Source organism: Paenibacillus sp. SRL342 (assembly GCF_984798905.1).
Genome location: NZ_OZ481790.1, coordinates 6,567,469 through 6,590,487, shown reverse-complemented (window position 1 = coordinate 6,590,487; position 23,019 = coordinate 6,567,469). Strand labels below are relative to the sequence as shown.

Here is a 23,019-nt window from a genome sequence, read left to right as displayed (position 1 = left end):
TTCTACCAAGGAAATTCACATGAATACATCTGAGAATGGGTCTCATTTTACATTGTGTAACATGAACAGGCCCATACTCAAAACACACTGTATAATGTAATCCCCGCCCAAAGCGATATAGTATTATCTAACAAGCAAAACCTGTTACGTTTGTGTATATAAACCTCCCATTCAGCCTTGGTGTGCAATGAAAACAACTTCCCACAAAGGAGAATGCCCATGTCCTCCATATCCTCAGCCACAGTCCCCGAAGCCTGCCATATTGATGTAGATCATGTGTCCGTTGTTTTTGGCAAAGGTACACAACAAGTGACTGCCTTGTCGGATGTTACATTCCAGATCCAGTCCAATGAGTTTGTCTCTCTGCTGGGCCCTTCCGGCTGTGGTAAGTCGACCTTGCTCCGGCTGGTAGGTGATCTGCTTCAGCCCACCTCAGGCACCGTACGCATTGCAGGTCAGGAACCTGAGCGTGCTCGTCTACAGCGACAGTTCGGCATCGTTTTCCAGACACCAGCCCTGTTCGATTGGCGCACCGTTCGTCACAATGTGGAATTGCCCTTGGAGCTGCTCGGTACCCGCCGGAAGGAGTGCCGCCGCATTAGCGGTGAACTGCTTGAAATGGTAGGGCTAACCCGCTTCGCAGACCATTATCCATGGCAGCTCAGCGGCGGGATGCAGCAACGTGTATCCATTGCACGTGCCCTTGCGCTTGATCCACCATTGCTGCTGATGGATGAACCCTTTTCGGCCCTGGACGAATTCACCAAAGAAAAACTTCAATTGGAGCTGCTTGAGATCAAGCGCTCAACAGGCAAGACCTTCCTCTTTGTCACACACAGCATCCCCGAAGCGGTATTTCTATCCGACCGGATCATCGTACTCTCGGCACATCCGGGACAGGTGCATTCCATTCATTCCGTCAATCTGCCTTCCGAACGTCATAGTGAACTAAGAGAAACGGAAGCCTTCTACCACATGATCACGACCATTCGCAACTGCTTCTACGAGGAGCGTGATGAATCTCATGTCTCTGCGGTTCTTTAAACCAGGATATCGCTCCTGGGTTGTCATCTGGATTATGGCCATATTGGTGCTGTGGGAAGGAATCGCCTGGATACTCCAACTGTTCTTGTCACCCCAGCAGGCGGCGTCTCGCCTTCCTTATCTGCACGAAGTCTTTGTAGCCTTGTTTCGTTACTCGAGTACGCTCGCAGAGCAGGGGGCTGTCACGTTTGGCAATGCAGCCATTGGTTTTGCAGGGGGAACGTTGCTGGGTCTGGGTTTGGCGCTGCTCATGAGTGCGGCTGTCTGGCTGGAGCGCACGTTATCGCCATATGTTGTCTCCTCACAGATGGTTCCGGTTATTGGTCTAGCACCAATTGTGTACGGCATCATTCACAACGCGGAGTGGGCCCGAATTGTTATGGCGGCGTATGTTACTTTCTTCCCGATCATCATCCATACGTTAAAAGGATTGAAAAGTACAGCACCAGAGCACCTGGAACTTATGCGTTCCTGTGGAGCTTCACTGACTGCACGATATATCAAATGTCTGCTGCCCTCAGCACTTCCGGGACTATTTTCTGGGTTGAAAATAGCCGCTCCGCTGGCGGTGACCTCCTCCATCGTTGTGGAATTGATGGGCGCTCCCGATGGACTCGGCGTCCTGATGGTCAGTTCGTTATATTACGGTCATGCCCAAGTTGGCATGTTCTGGGCGACCATCATGCTTAGCATTGGCATTGGCCTGATCTCGTATCTGGCCATCAGTTTGGCAGAACGTTGGCTGACCCCTTGGCAGCCTGAATTCAGGGCCAAAGGAGGGGATGCCACATGAGTGAAGGTCAAGTTTTGCAACGGAAGCGGGATGAAGGTGTGGCAATTGCTGCTGTAACTGGCGCGGCTACGCCCCTCACTGGTTCACAGATGACGGCTTCTCCCGGATCGGAAATTCATGGACAACAGGGACAAGCTGAAAAGGCCAGATTGGGCACCAGCGTTCGCGGGCGCTCCATTGCACTGAGCATGCTTCCTTGGGGTGCTGGTGTGTTGTTTCTCACCCTTTGGCAGCTCAGGTTGTTTCATTGGATATTTTCGCTGGAAAGTTACCAACTACCTTTGCCTTCCGCGATTGCGGCATCCATTCAGGAAAATGCCAATATGCTCTTTCGTTATGCGATGTACAGCGGAACCGAAATGCTGGGTGGCTTTCTGCTCGGTTCCCTGCTAGGCGCTATGGCGGCAGCGGGTGCATCGTTCTTTCCCACAAGCGGCAGGGCGGCGGTTACGGTTCTGTCAGCACTGAACGCTGTTCCGATCGTGGCTCTTGCCCCGATTATGAACAATTGGTTTGGTGATGGGATCTGGTCCCGTATTGCAGTCGTCACGGTGATTACGATGGCCGCCATGGCTGTCAGCCTGTTCAAAGGGCTGACTTCCATTCAACCGCAGTACAGTGATCTGCTGAGTGGCCTTGCCGCGAGCAGGATGCAGTTTTTTTGGAAGCTGAGACTGCCTCACGCGCTGCCTTCCCTCTTCGCAGGTCTGAAGATCAACATGTCGACCAGTATTATTGGGGCCATTGTGGGTGAATTTTTCATCGCTTCGCAGGGGCTCGGATACTTGCTCTCGGATCAGATTCGACTGGCGAACATGCCCTTGGCCTGGTCCTGCATTGTCATCGCCGCTGCGCTCGGTATTGTGTTGTATGAAGCGGTTGTCCTGGCAGAAAAGCGACTCATTCCGTGGAATCGTGCACGCACAGATCACTAACATACATCAGGGTATCAACCATCCATAGATCATAATACTTGATTGAGGTTGTTCAAAAAGTCCACGGTACTGAAAAGCAGACTTTTTGAACACGGACTGATGCTTGAAAATTCGTATATAAACAGGGGGTTGTTCTGTACATGTACAAAACGTTGAAGCTGGGTTTGCTGGTATTGGTCCTGTTGGTTGTTACGGTGCTGAGCGCATGTTCTACGAAGTCCGAGCCGGCGGCTGAACCTATTGCCGCGAGTTCAGGAGGGGCGGGAGAAGCAGATCAACCGTTAACCAAAGTGAAAATTCAACTGAAATGGGTGCCTCAGGCGCAGTTTGCCGGGATTTATGCAGCGAAGGAAAAAGGTTTTTTTGCAGAGGAAGGCATTGATGCCGAGATTATTCCGGGTGGCCCGGATATCGTGATTGAGCAGCAGGTGGTCAATGGTGCGGCCGATGTGGGGATCACGGGAGTAGACAGTCTGCTGGTCAGCCGGGATAACGGCCTGCCACTCGTCTCGCTCGCCCAGATCTCACAGAAGAGCAGCTATCGTTTGATTGCGAAGAAGTCCCTGGGCATTACCGATCCGGCTCAGATGAAGGGAAAGAAGGCCAGTACCTGGTTTGGCAGTCAGCAATTCCAGGTGCTCGCGTTCATGGAGAAGAATGGCCTGGACCCGAAGAAAGACATTGAACTGGTGAAACAGGGTTTCACAATGGATCAGTTTTTCAACGATCAGGTAGATGTAGCTACGGCGACGATCTATAACGAATACCACGTTGTGCTGGAAAGTGGAACGAAAGAATCGGATCTGGATGTGTTCAACATTGAAGATGCCGGTGTTGGCATGTTGGAGGATACGCTGATTGCCAAGAAAGATTGGGTAGACAGCAACCGTGAGCTTGCGGTCAAAGTGACCCGTGCCATTCTGAAAGGCTGGAACTATGCCATTGATGAACAGGATGAGACGGTGGATATCGTGATGAGTAATGTGACGGATGGCAGCACCACCCGTGAACATCAGGTAACGATGCTGGAAGAGATTGCAAAGCTGATTCGACCGGAAGGATTTACGGAGCAGCAAGTCGGCAGTTTTGTGGATGAGTCATTTACCCGGACTGCGGATATTGCACTGAACTATGGTCTGATCAAAAAAGCTGCCAACCTGGATGAAGCGCTCGAGAAAAGCATCTATGAAGAAGCGGTGAAATAAGCGTGTGGAGGAGGATGACGAATGAGTTCTGTGGATCAGCAGCCTCAGCCGCTTGGCGGTACGAAGGAAGAATGGCTGGAGAAGGATCGCAAATACGTGTGGCATCACATCTCGCCTCATAACGATCATCCAATGATTGCGGTAAGTGGAGAGGGCAGCTGGATCACCGATCAGGATGGTACGCGTTATCTGGATGCGATGTCCGGACTGTGGTGTGTGAATGTGGGGCATGGCCGTGAGGAGATTGCGAGAAGTGCCTATGAACAGATGAAAGCACTCGCTTATGTACCGATGACGCAGAGTCACGAACCAGCGATTTTGCTGGCGGAGAAGCTGAATGAATGGCTGGAGGGGGAGTATCGAATATTCTTCTCCAACTCAGGTTCAGATGCGAATGAGGTGGCTTTCAAAATAGCCCGTCAGTACCACCATCAGAATGGTGAGCCTACTCGGCACAAATTCATTTCCCGTCACCGTGCGTATCACGGCAACTCCATGGGAGCGCTGGGAGCCACTGGGCAAGCCGCCCGCAAGATCAAATACGAGCCGCTCGGCGTAGGTTTCTCTCATGTTCCGCCACCGTATTGTTACCGCTGTCCGTTTGGAAGAAACAAGGATGGATGCGGACTCGAATGTGCAACCATCTATGAAGAGGTGATCCGTTGGGAAGGTCCTGAGACAGTTGCCGCAGTAATTATGGAGCCGGTGATCACAGGGGGCGGCATGATTGTGCCCCCGCCGGATTATATGCGTACCGTACAAGAGATCTGTCAACGCTATGGCGTGCTGCTCATTGTAGATGAGGTAATCTGCGGTTTTGGCCGCTCTGGGCAGAAGTTTGGTCATCAGAACTATGGAGTACAGCCTGATATTGTGACGATGGCAAAAGGCATGACCAGTGCCTATTCGCCGCTATCAGCAACGGCGGTGCGAGCCGATCTGTATGATACGTTCCGGGAACCCGGCCCGGATGCCCATTTTCGCCATGTGAATACATTTGGCGGGAATCCCGTGTCCTGCCGGGTGGCACTGGCGAATCTAGAGATTCTGGAACGAGAGAATCTGGTCAGCCGGGCGGAAGAACTGGGATATCTGCTTCGTGAGAAGCTGGAGCCATTGCTCGAACTGCCTGTTGTGGGGGATATCCGTTCATTCGGATTCGCCTGTGGCATTGAATTGATTGAAGCAGACGGTTCTCCTGCGGAGGCGGACAAAGTGATGAAAGTACTCGCCAGTTGTAAAAGGGACGGCATCCTGATTGGTAAGAACGGCGATACCGTGCCGGGGTTTGCAAACATTTTGACGATCTCCCCACCTTTTGTCACCACCGAGGATGAGTTGGATCTGATCGCTGGAAGTTTACTCGTTGCGCTACGTAGTCTGGACGCAGGTTAGTTGGCGTGGATGGATAAAACACATGTGCGACAGACGTTTACGGTTTAGCAAGCGAGATGGAGATTTTCATATCATTACGCGATAAATATGCGCAAGGAGGCGAGGGAGGATGCAGACCACAAGAGGCAAAGTCATTAATCAGCATCGGCTGAATGAGCGAATTGAGCAGTTGTCACAGATTGGCCGAATCGCGGAGACGGGTGTCTGCCGACTTGCCCTGACCCCGGAAGATATGGACGGCATCATACAGGTTCGTCTCTGGATGGAAAATGCCGGTTTGACGACACGACTTGATCCGTTTGGCAATCTGATTGGTCGTCTGGAAGGTGAGGATCAGGCGCTGCCGATCCTCATGATTGGTTCCCACATCGACTCTCAGCCCTACGGCGGTCGATATGATGGAGCGATTGGTGTGCTTGGCGCACTCGAAGCCGTGCAGTGCCTGATCGAAAATGGCATTCAGCCCCTAATGCCGATTGAAGTGATTGCCTTTTGCGATGAAGAGGGTTCCCGTTTTAACAAAGGCCTTTTCGGCTCGCGTGGTATAACCGGTCAGTTGGAAGAGGGCGAACTGGAGCGTCAGGATAAAAACGGAGTGACTCGCCGGGAGGCGCTGGAAGCCTTCGGCTGTTCTCCTTCGGATTTTGAAGAAGCGATCTATCCGCCAGGTTCCATTGGCAGTTATCTGGAGCTGCACATTGAGCAGGGGCCGGTGCTGGAAGCGTTGAATGCACCAGTAGGTCTGGTGACGGGCATCTCGGGCCCGTTGTGGCTTACGGTGACGATGAAAGGCATGGCGGGTCATGCTGGCTCTGTTCCGATGGGGATGCGGCAAGATGCTTTGGTAGGCAGCGCAAAAGTCATTGCGGCGTTTGACGATATGGTGAGAGAAGACCCGGAAGCTCCAACTGTAGGTACGGTGGGGAGTCTGAGGGTGTTTCCAGACTCACGGAATATCATCCCGGAGGAAGTTAGCTTCACGGTGGACTTACGAGATATGGAGATGGAGCGCAGGAACCGGCTTGAAGCCCGATTGATGAACATTTTGGATGACGTGAGTTCCCGATATGGTCTGACCTACTCGCTGACAGAGGATACGAATAGTGAGCCGCGGTATTGTGCAGAGCCAATCAAGTCGGTGATTCGTTCATCCGCGGAAGAGATCGGGGTTATTTTGCCAGAACTGATGAGTGGTCCGTTCCATGATGCGTTGGCCATTTCGCTTGCGTGTGATTATGGCATGATCTTTGTCCGCAGCAAAGACGGCATCAGTCATCATCCCAGCGAATATTCCTCCCCGGAGGATATTGTACTTGGCACGGAAGTGTTGTATCGCACCATTCGGAGGATGTGCAGTGGAATGAACCAATCAATCATTTTACCTGAGGAGGCGTTGTGACGTTATGAGCAAAATCAGCATCGGATTAATACAGGCTTCTCATGAAATCGAAGGTTCGGCTCCCGTTGAGGTGCACAAAGAAGCTGCGGTTCAGAAACACATAACGCTGGTCCGTGAAGCGGCTGCAAGAGGCGCCAAGATCATCGGGTTGCAGGAAGTATTCTATGGGCCGTACTTTTGCACAGAGCAGAATCCCAAATGGTATGCATCCGCTGAACCGGTGCCGGAAGGACCAACGACCAGACGTTTTCAGGAGCTGGCAAAGGAGCTTGCGGTGGTGATTATTTTACCTGTATACGAGGTGGAGGGCATTGCTTCGTATTACAATACGGCAGCCGTTATTGATGCGGATGGTACGTATCTGGGCAAATACCGCAAACATCATATCCCGCATGTGGAAGCAGGTGAGGGTACGAATGGGTTCTGGGAAAAGTATTATTTCAAACCAGGTAACCTTGGGTTTCCGGTTTTTGATACGGCCTACGCCAGAGTGGGTGTGTACATCTGTTATGATCGTCATTTTCCGGAAGGGGCACGATTGCTTGGGCTCGCAGGGGCAGAAATTGTATTCAATCCGTCCGCTACGGTTGCGGGTACATCGGAATATCTGTGGAAACTGGAACAGCCTGCTCACGCGGTAGCTAACGGCTATTATGTAGCGGCCATTAACCGTGTTGGCGTGGAAGCGCCGTGGAATATGGGTGAATTTTATGGACAGTCGTACCTGGTGGACCCGCGAGGCAGAATGGTAGCGATAGGTAGCCGGGATCAGGATGAGGTCGTTATTGGAGAGATGGATACGGAGATGATTCGTGAGGTGCGTAATGTGTGGCAGTTCTACCGGGATCGCAGGCCGGAAACGTACGAACATCTGGTTAGTCTGTAGGAAGCAGCAACGAGTGATCGGTAAGTGATTCTGTCAGCGGGGTGGCATGTGTAATGCACGTAAGATTGTTTTAGATAGCGTGGATCATTCTCCAGGAGGTGCATGACATTGATGAACAGCTCAGGAACAACGTTATCCGATTATGGGTGGGAGAGTCGTTTTGCCGAGATGAAACCCGCCATGACAGGCAAGGAAGCGATGGAGGAGTCGAACCGCTGTCTGTACTGTTACGATGCACCTTGTATCAAGGCTTGTCCAACCGACATTAATATCCCTTCTTTTATTAGCAAAATATCAACAGGGCACCTGAAAGGTTCCGCCCGCACCATCATGCATGCGAATCCGGTTGGAGCCAGCTGCGCACGTGTATGTCCCACGGAAGAGCTCTGTGAAGGCGCATGTGTGCTAAACGAATCGTCGAAGCCGATCCGGATTGGTGACTTGCAGCGATATGCCACCGACTGGGCGCGTGCGAAGAATGAGCCGTTATTCCAGGCAGCACCTGCCAATGGGAGAACCGTCGCTGTTGTGGGAGCAGGGCCAGCAGGACTGTCAGCGGCACGTGAACTGGGGCGCGAAGGATATGAGGTGACGATCTACGAGGCCAAACCCAAAGGCGGGGGGCTGAATACGTACGGCATCGTATCTTTCCGTTTGCCCGAATCGGTTGCGCTATGGGAAGTGGAGCAGGTAGAGGCGCTTGGTGTGCAGATTCGTTATGGTGTGCGCATTGGTGTGGATATCCCTGCTTCGCAGTTGCTGGAGCAGCATGAAGCGGTCATTCTGGCCTGTGGCATGGGTTCAGTACCCATGCTGGGCATTGAAGGGGAGACACTGGAAGGTGTCTATGACGCGATTGAACTGGTGGAGTCTACCAAGCAGGGTGTTCCACCCGCGCTGAATGGTCTGAAGGTCGCCGTTATTGGCGCGGGCAATACGGCGGTAGATGCAGCGACCTGTTCGGTACGCCTTGGTGCCGAGCGGGTGCAGATGTTATATCGGCGCGGGGAAAGCCAGATGACGGCGTATGCGTTTGAATATACGTTTGCCAAGCAGGAGGGTGTAGAGTTCCGGTGGTTTACGATGCCGCAGCGTATTATTGGAGACGAGAACGGTCGGGTTCAAGCTGTGGAATGTGTGAAAATGGAGCTGGTTACCCCAACTGGGGGTGGGCGTGCATTGCCTGTGCCTGTGGAGGGATCGGAGTTCATGATCGAATGTGATACGGTCATCCGGGCGATTGGGCAGCATCGTCTATTACCATTAATTGAAGCGTTTGGGCTTCGTCACCACTGGGGTGTTGTCGAGATCGAGCCGCATACGTACCGTACCTCGCATCCTCAGATCTATGCGGCAGGAGATGTCATTTTTGGTCAGGGCCAGGGTGAAGCGATGGTTGTCTCGGCTGCACAGCAGGGTAAGCTGGCTGCTGCCGCAGTCATGAAGGCATTGCCTGGACAGGTGGAAGAGACGGCGTGAGTTGTGAGGGAGACAAGGGAAAGTGGAGCGTGCACGGAAAGCGTGGAATGGAAGCATGCAAGGAGAGAGTACGGGTGGGAGGGCGCAAGGGACTGCTAGAGTGTTGAAAGTGTAGATTTGAGCAAGAGGTCTGGTGTGCATCGAAACCCTTTGTCCCTTATGCGCTAACCAACCCTACACATCTTATAGTGGCAATAATGGAGGATTGAAAAATCTAACGAATCTCACACGTCTTATGTTGACGAACACCTGTTGAAATGAAGCCGAAATGAGCGAATACAGCTATATAAGCTTTCTACGATTCGTTAGATTTTGAAATTGCCCCATAGGTCCCGAATAAGATCTGTACGGTTCGTTAGAATTTAGGTGCTATCCAAGAAACACCATTACTACGCAGAAATCCTGAGCACGACCAAATATTCCAGTGTAACTAATAAGTTCAAACAACACCAAGGAGGGATCGTTATGGCTGACTTATCCATTAATCTGGCAGGTATTCGATCACCCAATCCATTCTGGTTGGCATCTGCACCACCGACCAATACGGGATATCAGGTTCAGCGTGCGTTCGAGGCGGGCTGGGGTGGTGCGGTGTGGAAGACACTGGGCGAGCCAATTATCAATACATCATCGCGTTTCGCGGCTGTCCATTTTGGTGGGCAGCGGGTGGCGGGGTTTAATAATATTGAATTGATATCGGACCGTCCGCTGGAAGTGAATCTGCGGGAGATCGCCGAGACCAAGAAACGCTTCCCGGACCGTGCGGTTATCGCTTCACTGATGGTGGAACCTACGCGGGAGAAGTGGCATGAGATTGTCAAAAAGGTGGAGGCTGTCGGCGTCGATGGCCTGGAGCTGAACTTTGGTTGCCCGCATGGCATGGCCGAACGTGGTATGGGAGCCGCCTCTGGTCAGCAACCTGACCTGGTCGAACTCCAGACGATGTGGGTGAAGGAAGTGGCGACCACACCGGTAATTGTGAAGCTCACGCCGAATATCACGGATATTACGGCGACTGCCCGGGCAGCTGTCCGCGGTGGCGCAGATGCGATCTCCCTGATCAATACGATTAACTCCCTGGCAGGTGTGGATCTGGATTCGTGGAATACCGTACCGCATGTGGGTGGCAAAGGAGCGCATGGCGGATACTGTGGCCCAGCAGTGAAGCCAATTGCACTGAACATGGTTGCTGAGTGTGCGCGTAATCCGGAGGTAGGTGTACCGATCTCAGGGATTGGTGGCATATCCGACTGGCGTGACACCGCAGAGTTCTTGCTCATGGGCGCTACAGGGATTCAGGTATGTACCGCAGCGATGCATCACGGATTTCGAATTGTGGAGGAGATGATTGATGGCCTGAATGATTACCTGGATGAAAAGGGTCTAAGCAGTGTAGCAGAACTGGTAGGTCAGACGGTTCCGCGTTACTCCGATTGGGGCAATCTCGATCTGAACTACAAAGTCGTCGCCCGCATCAACCGCGATGTCTGCATCAACTGCAACAAATGCCATATTGCCTGTGAGGACACCTCGCATCAGTGTATTGATATGTTGACTGACCCGTCCGGCTCCTATCTGGAAGTGGTGGAAGAGGACTGTGTTGGCTGTAATCTGTGTTCGATCGTTTGCCCGGTGGATGGGGCGATTGAGATGGTTGAACTTGTACCTGAGCAGGAACCTGTAACCTGGAATGAACGTCAGTCTGCGATTGCCATGCTGCAATCCGTTAGAGATCAATCAACCAAGGAGGCGATATCATGAGTACTCGCAAATTGATTCGTAATGGTGTGTTAGTCACGGCGTCGGATACCTTTGAAGCAGATATATTGATCGAAAAGGGTAAAATCACACAGATTGGCATCGGACTGGTGCCAGACGAACGAATGGAGGTTGTAGATGCAGCGGGCTGTTACGTCATTCCGGGCGGGATCGACCCGCATACGCATCTGGATATGCCCTTCGGTGGAACGGTAACGGCGGATGATTTTGCGACGGGAACGACAGCAGCAGCTTTTGGCGGTACAACAACGATCATAGATTTTTGTCTGACACAAAAAGGCCGTCCATTAATCGAATCTCTCCAGGAGTGGCATGCCAAAGCCGAGGGTAAAGCTGCCATCGACTACGGTTTCCATCTCATGATTGGCGAGATGAATGATCAGGTGCTAGAAGAGCTGCCGCAGATCATTGAAGAAGAGGGTGTGTCATCCTTCAAGGTGTTCATGGCGTATAAAAACCAGTTTCAGGCGGATGACGGGATTCTCTTCCAGACGTTGCAAAAGGCAAAAGAGTACGGCGCACTCGTCATGGTTCATGCCGAGAACGGGGATGTCATTGACCTGCTGGTTCGACAGGCGCTCGCCGAAGGGCGCACCGAGCCGATTCATCATGCGCTGACTCGTCCATCCATGCTGGAGGGAGAAGCAACAGGGCGTGCGGCGCGTCTGGCTGCACTTGCGGATTCACAGCTGTATGTGGTGCACGTGACCTGTGCGGAAGCAGTGGAGCAAATTGCGCGTATGCGTGAAATGGGCTACCGGATCTGGGGGGAGACCTGTCCTCAGTATTTGACACTGGATCAATCGATCATGGATCAGCCGGACTTTGAGGGTGCAAAGTATGTTTGGTCACCTCCGCTACGGGAAGTAGCGCATCAGGAAGTGTTGTGGAATGCATTGAAAAGTGGTCAGTTGCAGACGATTGGCTCCGATCATTGCTCGTTTAATTTCAAGGGGCAGAAGGACTTGGGCAAGGATGATTTTAGCAAAATTCCTAATGGGGGGCCTGTCATCGAAGATCGTCTCAGCATTCTGTATTCCGAAGGTGTAGTCAAAGGAAGGATCACACTGAATCAGTGGGTTGATCTATGTTCGACAAGAGCGAGCAAGTTATTTGGACTATTTCCGCAGAAAGGGACTCTCGCTGTCGGGACAGACGCGGATATCGTTATTTTTGACCCCTCTGTAAACAGGGTGATCTCGGCAGATACGCATCATATGAACGTGGATTACAGTGCATTTGAAGGCATGCAGGTACAGGGGTGTCCGGTGACGGTGTTGTGCCGCGGGGAGTATGTCATTCGAGATCGACAGTATGCCGGAACAGCAGGGGCGGGGCAGTATGTGAAGCGCAACAAGTATGATGCAGGTGCACCTATACCGATGAAACAACCCGTGACGGCAGTGAATGGAGGGAGAAGCTGATGTCGGATCATGATGTGTTTGAGGCCGAGAGGATCGCCATAGAGCGAATGGTTGCACAAGGTTATCGGATCTATGCGGTACGGGAACATCTGGAGGGTGCTCACGTCATATGGGGGCACCCGGATCTTCCCGAAGAGAAACAAGAGCAATACGTGGGCACGGCGTCTGGACGGAAGTGGTTCAGTCACATTTTGATTCGTCAGCTTCAGGAGCAGCGGGGAGCGTAGACCATACTGGAACTCTTCATGCGATCGGGCCGTGTACGTACTCATATGCGTAGATGGCAAGTTCGATCGCGACCCTTTTCTCGGGGAGGATATAATCTTCTCCCAAAAGGGCTTCGATTTTGTCCAAACGGTGATACAGCGTCTGTCTAACGATATATAGAGCGGTGGCAGTCTCTTGCTTGGAGCAGCACAGGACCAAATATTGCTTGAGGGTCCGCAGCAGCTGACCTCCTTTCTCTGCATCGTAACGAATGAGCGGCCCCAGATATTCTTCTATGAAATCATCCAGATTACCGCTCTGCTTCATGCTGGCAATGATACGATAACAATGAAGGTCACTGTAAAAGGGCTGCTGCATCACACCGATGTCCTTCTGAATTCGCAGTGTCTCCTTCGCGGTTTCCAGACTATCCTTGAGACGGGAGAGGTCTGTGCAGTTATGACCGATACCGACAAGGCCTGAGAAGAGGTAGTGGGTCTGTTCCTGTTCGTGCTGCTGCAGCTGTTCGATGCAGCGCCAGAGACTGCTTTTACGCTGAGATCCAGGTAGTGGGTCGAGAATGATAAGAATGATCTGGTGGTTTAGAACGGTGCTGTAGAGGGTGAAGTTCTCCCGAGCGAACACGGAACGGGCAACGATGTTGCGTTGGATTAATAATTTCTGAAGTTTGAGGCTGTCTGTGTATGCGGGGTTACTGTCGAATAAGATAATCGTAGCTTTGCTCGTTGCGAGAAGGGGATTAACGGTAGATACATATTCATGGATTTCCTTCGTGGAGTGATGTCCGTTAAGCCAGTCAATGACCCACATATCTTCCTTGTAGCGGCGTTTTTCTTCCATGTATTTGGTTCGCATCCAGTCCTGGGCAATCGCGGCCGCGCAACGTTCCAGTGCTTGAATGACGAATTCATCCGAGGGTTTGATCGGTATATTTGAATAGTGATCCGGCAGCTTTTGGTGCATGAGTACAAGATCGGCAAAGGTGTAATCCAACGCCCGAACAGGCATGCTGAGTGCATGCAATGTGTTATCCGTGTATGCTTTTAACGCTGTAATATGCTCCTCCGCCAACTGTCCTCGCTGTAAAAACCAACCCTGCCGACGAGTCTCCAGCACCTCTGGAGGGCAGTAGGGAACGGCACTTGCTTCCCCTTCAAGTGGATATAACGCCACGGCATATCCGGTTGTACGTGACATTAATCGAAGCAGGGGTTGTACCCCGTCTCCATTCAGAAGAAGTTGGTTAAACGAGGTGGTGAGACTATCGAGTTCGGCAATCATCCGCTGATGACTGCGAATCAGGGTGAAATGCAGATCTTGGGTAATATCGATATAACGGACTTGTTCGTGGAACCAGATCAACGGAAAATCCGCTGCTACTGCAATTTCTTTCATCGCACCGAGCTGCGACTTGGTGTGATCCCCCAGTTCCATACAGAGTCCGGCAGCCCCACGTGCAATTAACTGACGTAGAAAAGACAGGCCATGCTGCTCACCTTCCTGCCAGCCAATGCCTGTCGTCAGCACCAGTTCCCCGCCATTGAGCAAGTCCCCGACCTCGGGAACTTCCATGATATGAACCCAGCGAACATATCGCTCCAGTGCGCGTTCACTGGCCAAGACTTCTGCCTTGCGGAATACGGGACGTTTTAACATGTCTCTGACTTGAATATGAAGCGTTGTCTCCCCCACACAACCACCGTCCTTCCCCAATTACATGTGATCTATCTGGAGTCTGGAATCCGTCAACTTGCATAATTAATCCATATTATAAGTCTATTTACAGCCGATGGGCTGAAATCTAACGTTCATTTGTTTCAAATGACAAATGGAACTGTGCTTTTTGTGATTTTGATTAAAATGCAGTATTTCTATGTCAGTCTATGTGACGCATATGCATATTCTGGAACGTTATTCAGCAAGAAGAAACCACATTAAAAAAGTTTTTTAAGCGGCGTTGGCATTAAACTGTTTGTTCCAGGAGGAAGGTGCGTAATATGGATTCACTCGGACATGAAGATCAGATAGATCGTAGGATCTTTTTGCGTATGTATAGGACAAACAATATAATCTCACCAAATCCGATAGCATCGGTAAATAAAGACACTGTTGGCAATACGATGGTAGTTATTTTTTTGGTTTTAATGTTTATATATGTATATACTATATAGGTATATATTTACATCAAAATCTTTAAATGGTATATAATGTAATTAGGAGGAAATAAAATGAAAAAATTAGTAAGTAGTTTAGTTGCAGGTGCTCTTTTGTTATCTTTATCAGCAGGAGCGGTATCTGCCGATACGAGTGTACATAATCTTCAAACGGCACCACCTGCAAATATAAATGTAATCACTCCAATGGGTGCTAACGCGCCAGGTAGTAATGCGTCAATTCATGACTTGTCAGTAAGTAGCTATAATTACCAAGTTAGTGAGGTTGGTGCACAAGTTTACACTGATAAATGGATAAAAGGATCTTCAAAAATGAAAGTTACTGTCACGAATGTGAAAAATGTAGGAGAGACTCCAGGTAGCTTGAGCGGAGTGACAATTACAGTGTATAATGCTAGTAATCAGGCAGTAGCATCCGGTAACATTAATCCTAATACAACAAGCTCTATCACATTTTCAGGTTTGAGTTCTAGTAATAAATATTACGTAGAATTTTCTGTACCTAGAAGTGGATTGAAGTTTGCTTTTAATGGCACTATATCTAGTGCACAATAACCAACTATTTTAAAAAATGGGAGTCAGAAATCTGACTCTCGTTTTATTTTATTTATTCAAAAAAAGAAAGTGTGATAATAATTATAAAAAAGATCATTGTTACTACATTTGTGATCTATCTACTCGGACTAGTTAATTTTGTTATAGTGAAATTCTTTGGTAATTTTCATGTTGTTGAAAAGAGAATTGAAGAAGTGCTTCAACAACGAGAACGTTATGGAATATGGAACATTTCGATCGAACCCTTCCGATCAATATCTGCTTCAGTACATTCTTTCATACGTGATCCAAGTTTAGGAGTAGTGACTCAATTTTTTATTGGAAACATATTGATCTTTATCCCTTTAGGATTTTTGTTACCTTTACTATATAAAAGATATTCTTTCACCAAAGTAATGCTTACTTCATTGGGTATCATTGTTAGTATTGAATTAATTCAATTTGCAACCTGTCTGGGTATTGCAGATATAGACGATGTAATTCTAAATATGTTTGGTAGTGGATTAGGATACCTAATTTTCATTTTAACTGAGAAATTGTTTGCTATCAGAAAAAATTATCTCGGCTCTCATAGTTTTTAAAATGACTCCAACAGACTTATATGTTGGAGTCATTTTATTTTAGGTAAATAACTGTACTTGTAAATAATCACTTTAATAATTTGGAAGTCTAAAAAGCCTACAAGTATCCATATACTGTGTCAGTGAAACATCTGTGCTTAGAAAAGCCTTCATATCCTGGGGCTCAAAACCTTCCCCCTCTTTCCAACACAACAGCATTGCGGCGTTGTCCAAAAGAATGTGCTTTCCTTCATAGCGATATACCCGATAAGCGGCGGAGCCGATGGTCACTAGATTGTTATCCGATTTCGAAATATAAGAAGCAAAACTTTTGAGCGATTACCAAAAACGAAATGCGGTTGGTTTCCAAGCCACTAATGTCATGAAATCCTTGCTTGGTATTGGTTTGAAGCACCGAAAACGTTGGATACCATGAGTCCATCAGTACGTAGGCTTGGCACATGGACATAGGAGCGGCCTGCATCATCTCGCAAGCCAGTGCAATTTTTCTCTTCCTTTCGGATCGTAACTTTCCGTAGCAAAGGGATACAGATCACCCGAACGAAGGCTTGGTTTTTTCATACATGATATCGTCGAGAATCACAAAAATCAGGCTGCGATGTTGCTGAGCGCTCTCTGTAATCTGATGAAAAGTCATAGGTTTAAGGTAAGAAGTGTTCCTGTGTTTCTTCAAATACAAATTCCGTCTTTAAGTGAGATAAGAAAGACTCAATACAAGCATTGTCATAGCAGTTCCACTTCGATAATGGCTTCCTCTAATAATCTGGCTTTCGCTCTTAGTCCTATCCTTCTTCCACTCGCAGACGAACGGCCTCTTCTTCGTTTCCTCACTATATCGATTAAGCTAACAAAAATCCCCTCCGGTATCCAGTGTTTGAGTTCACTGTCTGCCATGAGGGGATAATAGTATTATCTAATTAATCTTCGATTCTTTTCTTTTTAAATTTCATCAGGAACTCATACACAATCGGTACGATAACCAGTGTGAGCAGCGTGGAGCTGATCAGACCACCGATTACGGTAATTCCGAGTCCTTTGGAGATGATACCCGCACTTTCTTCCAGACCCGTAACCAGTGGCAACAGGGCACCGATGGTTGCGAGAGCGGTCATCAGAATTGGACGCAGACGAGTTGCACCGGCTTCCAGCAAGGCTTCACGGGTAGACATACCCTCTTTTTCCTTGTGAATAACACGGTCGATCAACACGATGGCGTTGGTGACCACGATCCCGATGAGCATCAGACCACCCATCATGGCCGAGACGTCAAGTGTACCACCAGCGATGAACAGACCTACCATAATACCAATAACCGTAAATGGCAGGGAGAACAGGATTGCGAATGGTGCCAATCCGCCGCCGAATGTAACAACGAGCACGAAGTATACAATGGCGATGGCCGCCAGCATGGCGAGACCCAATTGAGTGAAGGTATCATTAATCTGTTCGGTTGTACCACCGAACTTCACTTCAACGCCATCAGGCAGATCCAGCTTGTCGATCTCAGCTTGTAAATTGCTCGAAGCTTTCTGTACATCGGAAGCCAGGATGTTGGCTGTCACTTGTACAACTACCTTACCATCAATTTGCATGATAGAGTTCGGGGATGTACCTTCTTCCACTTTGGCAACATCTTTGATTGGTACTTCGATGCCAAGCGGTGAAGTGACGGTTTCATCCTCAATTTCTTTAATGCTGCTGAATGTTTTGTTGTCGGTCTCTACATATACTTTATACGTTTTGTTATCAATATCGACTTCCGTGAGCACAGGACGTTCACGTGCCGGGCTCAGCGTCATAGCCAGTTGACCTGCAGTCAGGCCCAGGGAACTTAATTTCTCCTGATCTGCCACGAGCGTATACTGCCCGTAGGTGTCAGCAAGTGTTGTATCTGCTTTTTCAAAATTATCCTTATCCGCTTCAACCAGTTTCAGAATTTCATCCGATACAGGTTTAAGTTGCTCTACATTATCGCCATAGATGGAGAGGCTGAGGCCGCTGCCACCCAGACCGCCGGACATGTCGAGTTCATTCCAGGTTCCTACGGTAACTTCCTTCTTCAGACCTTCGACAAGCTGTTCCTTCACTTTGGTAAAGTCTTTTGTATCTTCGTTATATTCGATATAGAAGAGTGCAGAGTTTCCGCCACCGCCCCCCATACTGCTCAGTGGGTTCGTGCCGCCGATGGAATATTGCATTTTCTCCAGACCTGGTTGTTCCAGCAACCACTTCTCGGCAACGAGTGCTTCTTTTTCCACATCTTCACGCAAAGCTCCGGTTTGTGGGCTGTACGTAATAGTCACGTATTTATCCTGTTGTTCTGGCAAGAAGCTTGCACCGATGAACGGGTACAGGAACAAACTGCCGACCAGCAAGATCACTGCAATACTGACTGTGATGAGTTTGTGTGAAAGGGTCCAGTTCAGCAGGCGTTTGTAACCTTCTGCCATCTTGCCTGGTTTTTCTTCGTGATTCTGCTTGTTCTTCAACCCTCCACGGAACAGGGTGTGCGCAAGCATCGGCACAATGGTAATGGCAACGATCAGGGATGCCAGCAAGGCGAATACCATGGTCAGTGCAAATGGCAGGAACAGCTCGCCTACCATACCGCTTACCAACGCTAGTGGCAAGAATACCGCAATCGTTACGATTGTGGAAGAAAGGATAGGAACAAACATCTCGCGAGTTGCTTCGCGAACCAATTCACGGCCTTTCAGTTTCTCGCCTTTGAGTGTTAATCTGCGGTAGATGTTCTCGATAACAACGATGGAGTCATCGACAACCCGTCCGATGGCAACCGTCATCGCACCCAGCGTCATCATGTTCAAAGTAATATCCATCATGTTGAGCGCAGTCAATGCCATAAGCAAGGAGAGCGGGATCGAGATAATGGAGATAATGGTTGAACGAATATTACGCAGGAACAGCAGGATGATCAGGATGGCAAACAAGGCGCCAAAAACGGCTTTGCCCAGCATCGTGTTCACCGAGTCCTGAATCGGTTTACCTTGGTCAAGCAGTACAGTCAAATCAGCATTTTTGAACTGCGTCTGCAATTCTTCCGCTTTGTCTTTGACTGCGTTAACGACACCAACCGTGTTGGCATCGTTGGATTTTACAACGGAAATACCGATCGATTCCTTGCCATCTGTCCGGGAAATGGATTCCGCTTGACCGATGACTTCGATCTTGGCAATTTCACTTAATTTCACTGTAGGGATACCAGCTGCGTTGGCAGCACCTGAAGGGCTACCCACACTGGCATTACCACCAGCGGCTTGGCCTGCAGCCTGGTCTGTTCCTTGTGCAGAGCCAGGAGCGGTACCTTGACCAGCTTCACCAGTTGGCGCTCCAGAGCCTTGTGGGGCTGCGCCTGCACCATTGCCTGTGGAAGCACCGGCACCGCCGGGTACGACTGGAATGGCAAGGTTTTTCAGATCATCGATGTCGATGATGTTTCCATCTACGACAACGGCTTTCTGGGATTTATCCAGTTCGAACAGTCCCAGTGGCACACGAATGGATGAACCTTGAACGATACCGTTTACCGTATCTTCAGTTAGGCCCAGCTCGGCCATTTTGGCTTGGTCAAACTTCAATTGAACTTCTTTCACAAATTGACCGGACACCTGAACCTGAGCTACACCGTCAATATCTTCGAGTGCAGGCTGAATGTCCGATTCAACCAGTCGTGTCAATTGTTCCAGGTCACCGCCGTCCTTGTCGGACAGACTCAGAGATACAACCGGGAAAGAGTTAATGCTGAACTTGGAAATGGTTGGCTTCTGCACGCTGTCAGGCAATTGGACTTCATTCAGTGCCTCACGAACGGTTGCCGTCGCGTTGGTCAGATCCGTTCCATAATCAAATTCGAGTGTGATCGATGCTGCATTCTCCATGGAAGTGGAGGTAACTGTCTTCACGCCATCCACATTGCGTAGTTTTACTTCCAGTGGCTTCGTGACATCTTCAACAATTCCCTCCGGTGCAGCCCCCGGATCAATGGCAGTGACATTCAGAAACGGTACGTTGATGTTCGGGATTGTTTCTTGTTTCATCGTCAATCCGCTGTACAAACCTGCGAAAGAGATGATAATTGTCAGAATCCAAATCGCAAACTTGTTGTTCAGTGAAAAATTAATAATACCTTTCATACGATGGTTTCTTCTCCTCTCTGTTTCTCCTGTTTATATGTGTGACGAGTCAGCCTGAATAAACCGGCTATACTTGGCATCCAGACTGTGCTTAAGCTCAGAGTGCAAAGGTTTGATGGCAGATACGCTCTCCAAATTGTGCATCATGCCAAGAATGATGGCACGCCTAGGCGTAAATTCCATCATCTCCTGTCTGAGAATGGCGATGGTTTCAAGCACATCATTCTTTGTTTGCCCTGATGGCAAATCGGAACCAGCGATATCCTGCATTTGCTTGATAATGTGAATGGGATGACGCATCACAGTGGAGTCTGTGTTTGGATCACTACTCCATGCGGGCCAGTCTTCCAACAAAATCAAAGGCGCAGGGCGATGATCGAGCAAACCGTAAGCTGCATAATCAATCATTTGCAGCATATTGGTTGCCATTTTGGAGACGGTAAGGGAAGGCATTTCTGTAAACCAGATCTTAACGTAAGAGAGGAACAGACCCTGTATGAGCAAAATAAGATCGATCGTATAGGGTTCAATCTCCGGTCCGTACATATCTTCCAGTTTGTCCTTGAAACCGTGTAGTGTAAGGATCTCCAAATCTTTATGTTGCGGGTTGCATTTTTCCTTGCGATGTGGCTCATCATTCATCATCATGCTTTGCATTTGCACTCGTAAAAATTCCTTTAGCTCGGACACATGGCCGAGCAGTGTCTCAATCTGTTTGTGTGAACGTTCTCTCGGAGTAAGGTCAGCTTCATGTTCGATCCGGGATAGTTCGTCTATGAGCGTAAATAAACAGTACTCCATCGTGCTGTCTTCCAATTCCTCTTTGGATTTGAATATCAGGTAGAGGCTTCCCTTGGACATCCCGCATAATTCTGCAATCTCTTGCATGGATGTTGCAGCACTGCCTTTGGATGAGAATAACTTGAGTGCTGTAGTAATGATGAGCTTTTTCTTCTCATTCATCTCATGTATAGGGTTCATTAACGATGCATTCACCTCATCAGGGAACTTGTGAGTTCTTGAATTGACTTTAAGGTCAAAATAAGTATAAACGATCTGGTTAAAGGAATTCAAATGGGAGTAAATTGGAAAATGTATATGGGGAAAAGTGGCTGATCAAAGGGAAGGAGAGACGGCAAGTAACAGGCAAGCTTGTATGTACGATTTGGATAAGGTATCACAGAATGGATAAGTTAATTTACTCCGGTAAAGGCGAATAAGGCGAGTATAATAATGGCGACAAAAGCGATGAGATAGAAGATGGCCATGCCGATCAGAAGGGTATACCCTGTATAAGAGCCCATGCGTGCCAATAACTTTCTAATAATTACACCATCCTTTCTTACGTAGCAAAGTATAAAGAGGTTCCCTATTTATATCATTCCCCAAAAAAGACGACTTCCTGATTGAAGTCGTCTTTTTTATATTACAAAATGTAATAGATATCATAATGGAAGCCAAGAATTACACGATAACGGAGATGGCAGAACCAACTTGAAGAAACGAAGTGTTCGCCTTAAAGCTTTCTGTAAGAAAGCTTCTTCGGAAGCTTATGCTACCACCGGAGTTATAGAGTGTAATTCAGTTGTTCCGTTATGTGATCAGTTTCAGCCCAACGGCTGCCACCAAAATCATCGCGATGAACAGGATACGCTTCGCTTCTTTCCGTTCACCAAACAGGAACATGCCTGTTAACGTACTGCCGACCGTCCCGATCCCCGTCCACACGGCATACGCTGTGCCCATCGGAATGGACGTCATGGCGTAGGACAACAACGAGAAGCTGAACACAAACGACACCAGCATAAGTACGATGTATGGCCATCCTTTCTTGGTGGAAGCGCCATTAATACCGATTACGCCGAAAATTTCACATATCCCTGCACCTACAATTGCCATCCAAGCCATTATACTGCACCTCCTTTGGCTTCTTGCTGATCCGTAACCAGTTTCAGCCCGATTACGCCGCAGAGCAGCAGCCCGATGAGCAATACTTTGGCCAAGCGGAACGGCTCACCGAACAGTACCATTTCCGTGAGGACGGTACCCGCCGTACCAATTCCCGTAAAGACGGCATACACCGTACCCACAGGTAGCCTTTTGGAAGCGGCAATGATCAGTCCAAAGCTGATCACGATGGCAATCCCCGTCAAAGACCACTCCCAGGCATTCGAGGCATGTTTCAGCCCGCTCACCCAGACAATCTCAATAATTCCACCGATAAATACATATAACCAGTTGCGGTTCATGATGTTAAATCTCCTTCCGGCACAACGCTTTGTGCCTCTTCGTTCAAATGATGAATGCCATGCCAGAAGACAGGCCAGGATGCTTCCAACCGTCTCTTGTAGCGACGGGAACTTCCATAGATAATCTCCACGGTAATCCCGTCGAGGAACGTCATGAATGCAATGGCGGCTTGTTCCGCGGGAATGGCCGGAATATCTTCAGTACGCATTGCCCTTTGCAGCAGACGAGTCAGTGCGCGTTCCATGCCATCGATAAACGGATACACTTGATCCATCACTTCGCCATACAGAGAAAGGGGTGGGTAAAAACAATTACGCAGCATCAATCGAGCCGAAGCATGGGCATTGTATTCTTGTTCGAACCAGATCAACAAGCCTTTCAGCCGCTGCTCCAATGGCAGATCCGCATGATCGCGGAAATATTCCAGTGTGTGCCGTTTCACCTCGTGAAAAGCAAAGGCCAGTGTGTGTAAAAACAAGTCATCCTTGCAGCTAAAATGCGCATATATGGACGGTTTTTTAATCCCGACTTCATCAGCAATAGCTCTCAGAGAAGCTCCCTCATAGCCATCTCTTGCAAAATGGAACAGGGCTGCATCTCGAATGGATTGTGCAGTCATTCAATCACCTTCCTAACGGTCGTTAGGTAATTATATTTTCACACTTCACATCCCCTGTCAAGATGAAAATATCCGTCTGCACAGTAGAGTACAGACGGATATAACAGGTATGAATGTGG

19 protein-coding genes are annotated in these 23,019 nt (G+C 49.0%); 13 read left to right on the top strand and 6 right to left on the bottom strand.

The window, feature by feature from the left end; all coding sequences use genetic code 11:
• Nucleotides 1-219 precede the first annotated feature (219 nt).
• The 11 genes from AC4E8D_RS29275 to AC4E8D_RS29225 all read left to right on the top strand — a co-directional run bounded on the left by AC4E8D_RS29275 (nucleotide 220) and on the right by AC4E8D_RS29225 (nucleotide 12,566).
• Nucleotides 220-1,044, top strand: a complete 825-nt coding sequence (locus tag AC4E8D_RS29275) for an ABC transporter ATP-binding protein (RefSeq protein ID WP_237177369.1) — start codon at nucleotides 220-222, stop codon at nucleotides 1,042-1,044.
• On the top strand, nucleotides 1,025-1,837 hold the full coding sequence (locus AC4E8D_RS29270; RefSeq protein ID WP_490205585.1) for an ABC transporter permease: 813 nt from the start codon (nucleotides 1,025-1,027) through the stop codon (nucleotides 1,835-1,837). Before AC4E8D_RS29275 ends, AC4E8D_RS29270 begins: the two co-directional genes overlap by 20 nt.
• Nucleotides 1,834-2,772: an ABC transporter permease gene (locus AC4E8D_RS29265; protein ID WP_490205584.1), complete on the top strand. Its 939-nt coding sequence runs from the start codon at nucleotides 1,834-1,836 to the stop codon at nucleotides 2,770-2,772. Before AC4E8D_RS29270 ends, AC4E8D_RS29265 begins: the two co-directional genes overlap by 4 nt.
• Before the next feature lie 140 nt (nucleotides 2,773-2,912).
• Entirely contained in the window at nucleotides 2,913-3,977 is a 1,065-nt protein-coding gene (locus tag AC4E8D_RS29260) for an ABC transporter substrate-binding protein (protein WP_490205583.1), read from the top strand.
• A gap of 21 nt (nucleotides 3,978-3,998) precedes the next feature.
• Nucleotides 3,999-5,372, top strand: coding sequence for an aspartate aminotransferase family protein (locus AC4E8D_RS29255; protein ID WP_221825459.1), 1,374 nt, complete (start codon nucleotides 3,999-4,001; stop codon nucleotides 5,370-5,372).
• Between the two features lie 109 nt (nucleotides 5,373-5,481).
• On the top strand, nucleotides 5,482-6,771 hold the full coding sequence (locus AC4E8D_RS29250) for a M20 family metallo-hydrolase (protein WP_490205582.1): 1,290 nt from the start codon (nucleotides 5,482-5,484) through the stop codon (nucleotides 6,769-6,771).
• A 4-nt stretch (nucleotides 6,772-6,775) separates the two neighbouring features.
• On the top strand, nucleotides 6,776-7,657 hold the full coding sequence (locus AC4E8D_RS29245) for a nitrilase-related carbon-nitrogen hydrolase (protein ID WP_221825454.1): 882 nt from the start codon (nucleotides 6,776-6,778) through the stop codon (nucleotides 7,655-7,657).
• A gap of 111 nt (nucleotides 7,658-7,768) precedes the next feature.
• The gene (locus AC4E8D_RS29240; protein WP_490206518.1) at nucleotides 7,769-9,136 is read left to right on the top strand and encodes an NAD(P)-dependent oxidoreductase; all 1,368 of its coding nucleotides are present in this window, start codon (nucleotides 7,769-7,771) and stop codon (nucleotides 9,134-9,136) included.
• 465 nt (nucleotides 9,137-9,601) lie between these two features.
• Nucleotides 9,602-10,897 (top strand): NAD-dependent dihydropyrimidine dehydrogenase subunit PreA, encoded by a 1,296-nt coding sequence (gene preA / locus AC4E8D_RS29235; RefSeq protein WP_490205581.1) that lies wholly within the window; start codon nucleotides 9,602-9,604, stop codon nucleotides 10,895-10,897.
• Nucleotides 10,894-12,339, top strand: coding sequence for a dihydropyrimidinase (gene hydA / locus AC4E8D_RS29230; RefSeq protein WP_490205580.1), 1,446 nt, complete (start codon nucleotides 10,894-10,896; stop codon nucleotides 12,337-12,339). The genes preA and hydA overlap by 4 nt, the downstream gene beginning before the upstream one ends.
• A complete protein-coding gene (locus AC4E8D_RS29225) occupies nucleotides 12,339-12,566 on the top strand; it encodes a hypothetical protein (RefSeq protein WP_062836929.1) in 228 nt (75 codons plus the stop codon). Before hydA ends, AC4E8D_RS29225 begins: the two co-directional genes overlap by 1 nt.
• A 16-nt stretch (nucleotides 12,567-12,582) precedes the next feature.
• Here AC4E8D_RS29225 and AC4E8D_RS29220 read toward each other — a convergent pair whose 3' ends face one another.
• Complete coding sequence (locus AC4E8D_RS29220; RefSeq protein WP_490205579.1) at nucleotides 12,583-14,259, bottom strand: PucR family transcriptional regulator; 1,677 nt, start codon at nucleotides 14,257-14,259, stop codon at nucleotides 12,583-12,585.
• 536 nt (nucleotides 14,260-14,795) lie between these two features.
• Between AC4E8D_RS29220 and AC4E8D_RS29215 the strand changes: the two genes are divergently transcribed.
• Both AC4E8D_RS29215 and AC4E8D_RS29210 read left to right on the top strand, forming a co-directional pair.
• Complete coding sequence (locus tag AC4E8D_RS29215; RefSeq protein ID WP_215077409.1) at nucleotides 14,796-15,296, top strand: hypothetical protein; 501 nt, start codon at nucleotides 14,796-14,798, stop codon at nucleotides 15,294-15,296.
• Between the two features lie 71 nt (nucleotides 15,297-15,367).
• Nucleotides 15,368-15,877 carry a VanZ family protein gene (locus AC4E8D_RS29210; RefSeq protein ID WP_397330590.1) on the top strand — a complete coding sequence of 170 codons (510 nt, stop codon included), beginning with the start codon at nucleotides 15,368-15,370 and terminating at the stop codon, nucleotides 15,875-15,877.
• A 917-nt stretch (nucleotides 15,878-16,794) separates the two neighbouring features.
• On the opposite strand, the gene AC4E8D_RS29205 is transcribed toward AC4E8D_RS29210, so the two are convergent.
• From AC4E8D_RS29205 to AC4E8D_RS29185, 5 genes are all read right to left on the bottom strand, one after another.
• Entirely contained in the window at nucleotides 16,795-20,031 is a 3,237-nt protein-coding gene (locus AC4E8D_RS29205) for an efflux RND transporter permease subunit (protein ID WP_490205578.1), read from the bottom strand.
• 33 nt (nucleotides 20,032-20,064) lie between these two features.
• Complete coding sequence (locus AC4E8D_RS29200; protein ID WP_339305924.1) at nucleotides 20,065-21,012, bottom strand: TetR/AcrR family transcriptional regulator; 948 nt, start codon at nucleotides 21,010-21,012, stop codon at nucleotides 20,065-20,067.
• A 612-nt stretch (nucleotides 21,013-21,624) separates the two neighbouring features.
• Nucleotides 21,625-21,939, bottom strand: coding sequence for a DMT family transporter (locus AC4E8D_RS29195; protein ID WP_017691901.1), 315 nt, complete (start codon nucleotides 21,937-21,939; stop codon nucleotides 21,625-21,627).
• Nucleotides 21,939-22,280 (bottom strand): DMT family transporter, encoded by a 342-nt coding sequence (locus AC4E8D_RS29190; protein WP_221825442.1) that lies wholly within the window; start codon nucleotides 22,278-22,280, stop codon nucleotides 21,939-21,941. The genes AC4E8D_RS29195 and AC4E8D_RS29190 overlap by 1 nt, the downstream gene beginning before the upstream one ends.
• Complete coding sequence (locus tag AC4E8D_RS29185; RefSeq protein WP_221825441.1) at nucleotides 22,277-22,900, bottom strand: TetR/AcrR family transcriptional regulator; 624 nt, start codon at nucleotides 22,898-22,900, stop codon at nucleotides 22,277-22,279. The genes AC4E8D_RS29190 and AC4E8D_RS29185 overlap by 4 nt, the downstream gene beginning before the upstream one ends.
• Nucleotides 22,901-23,019 lie beyond the last annotated feature (119 nt).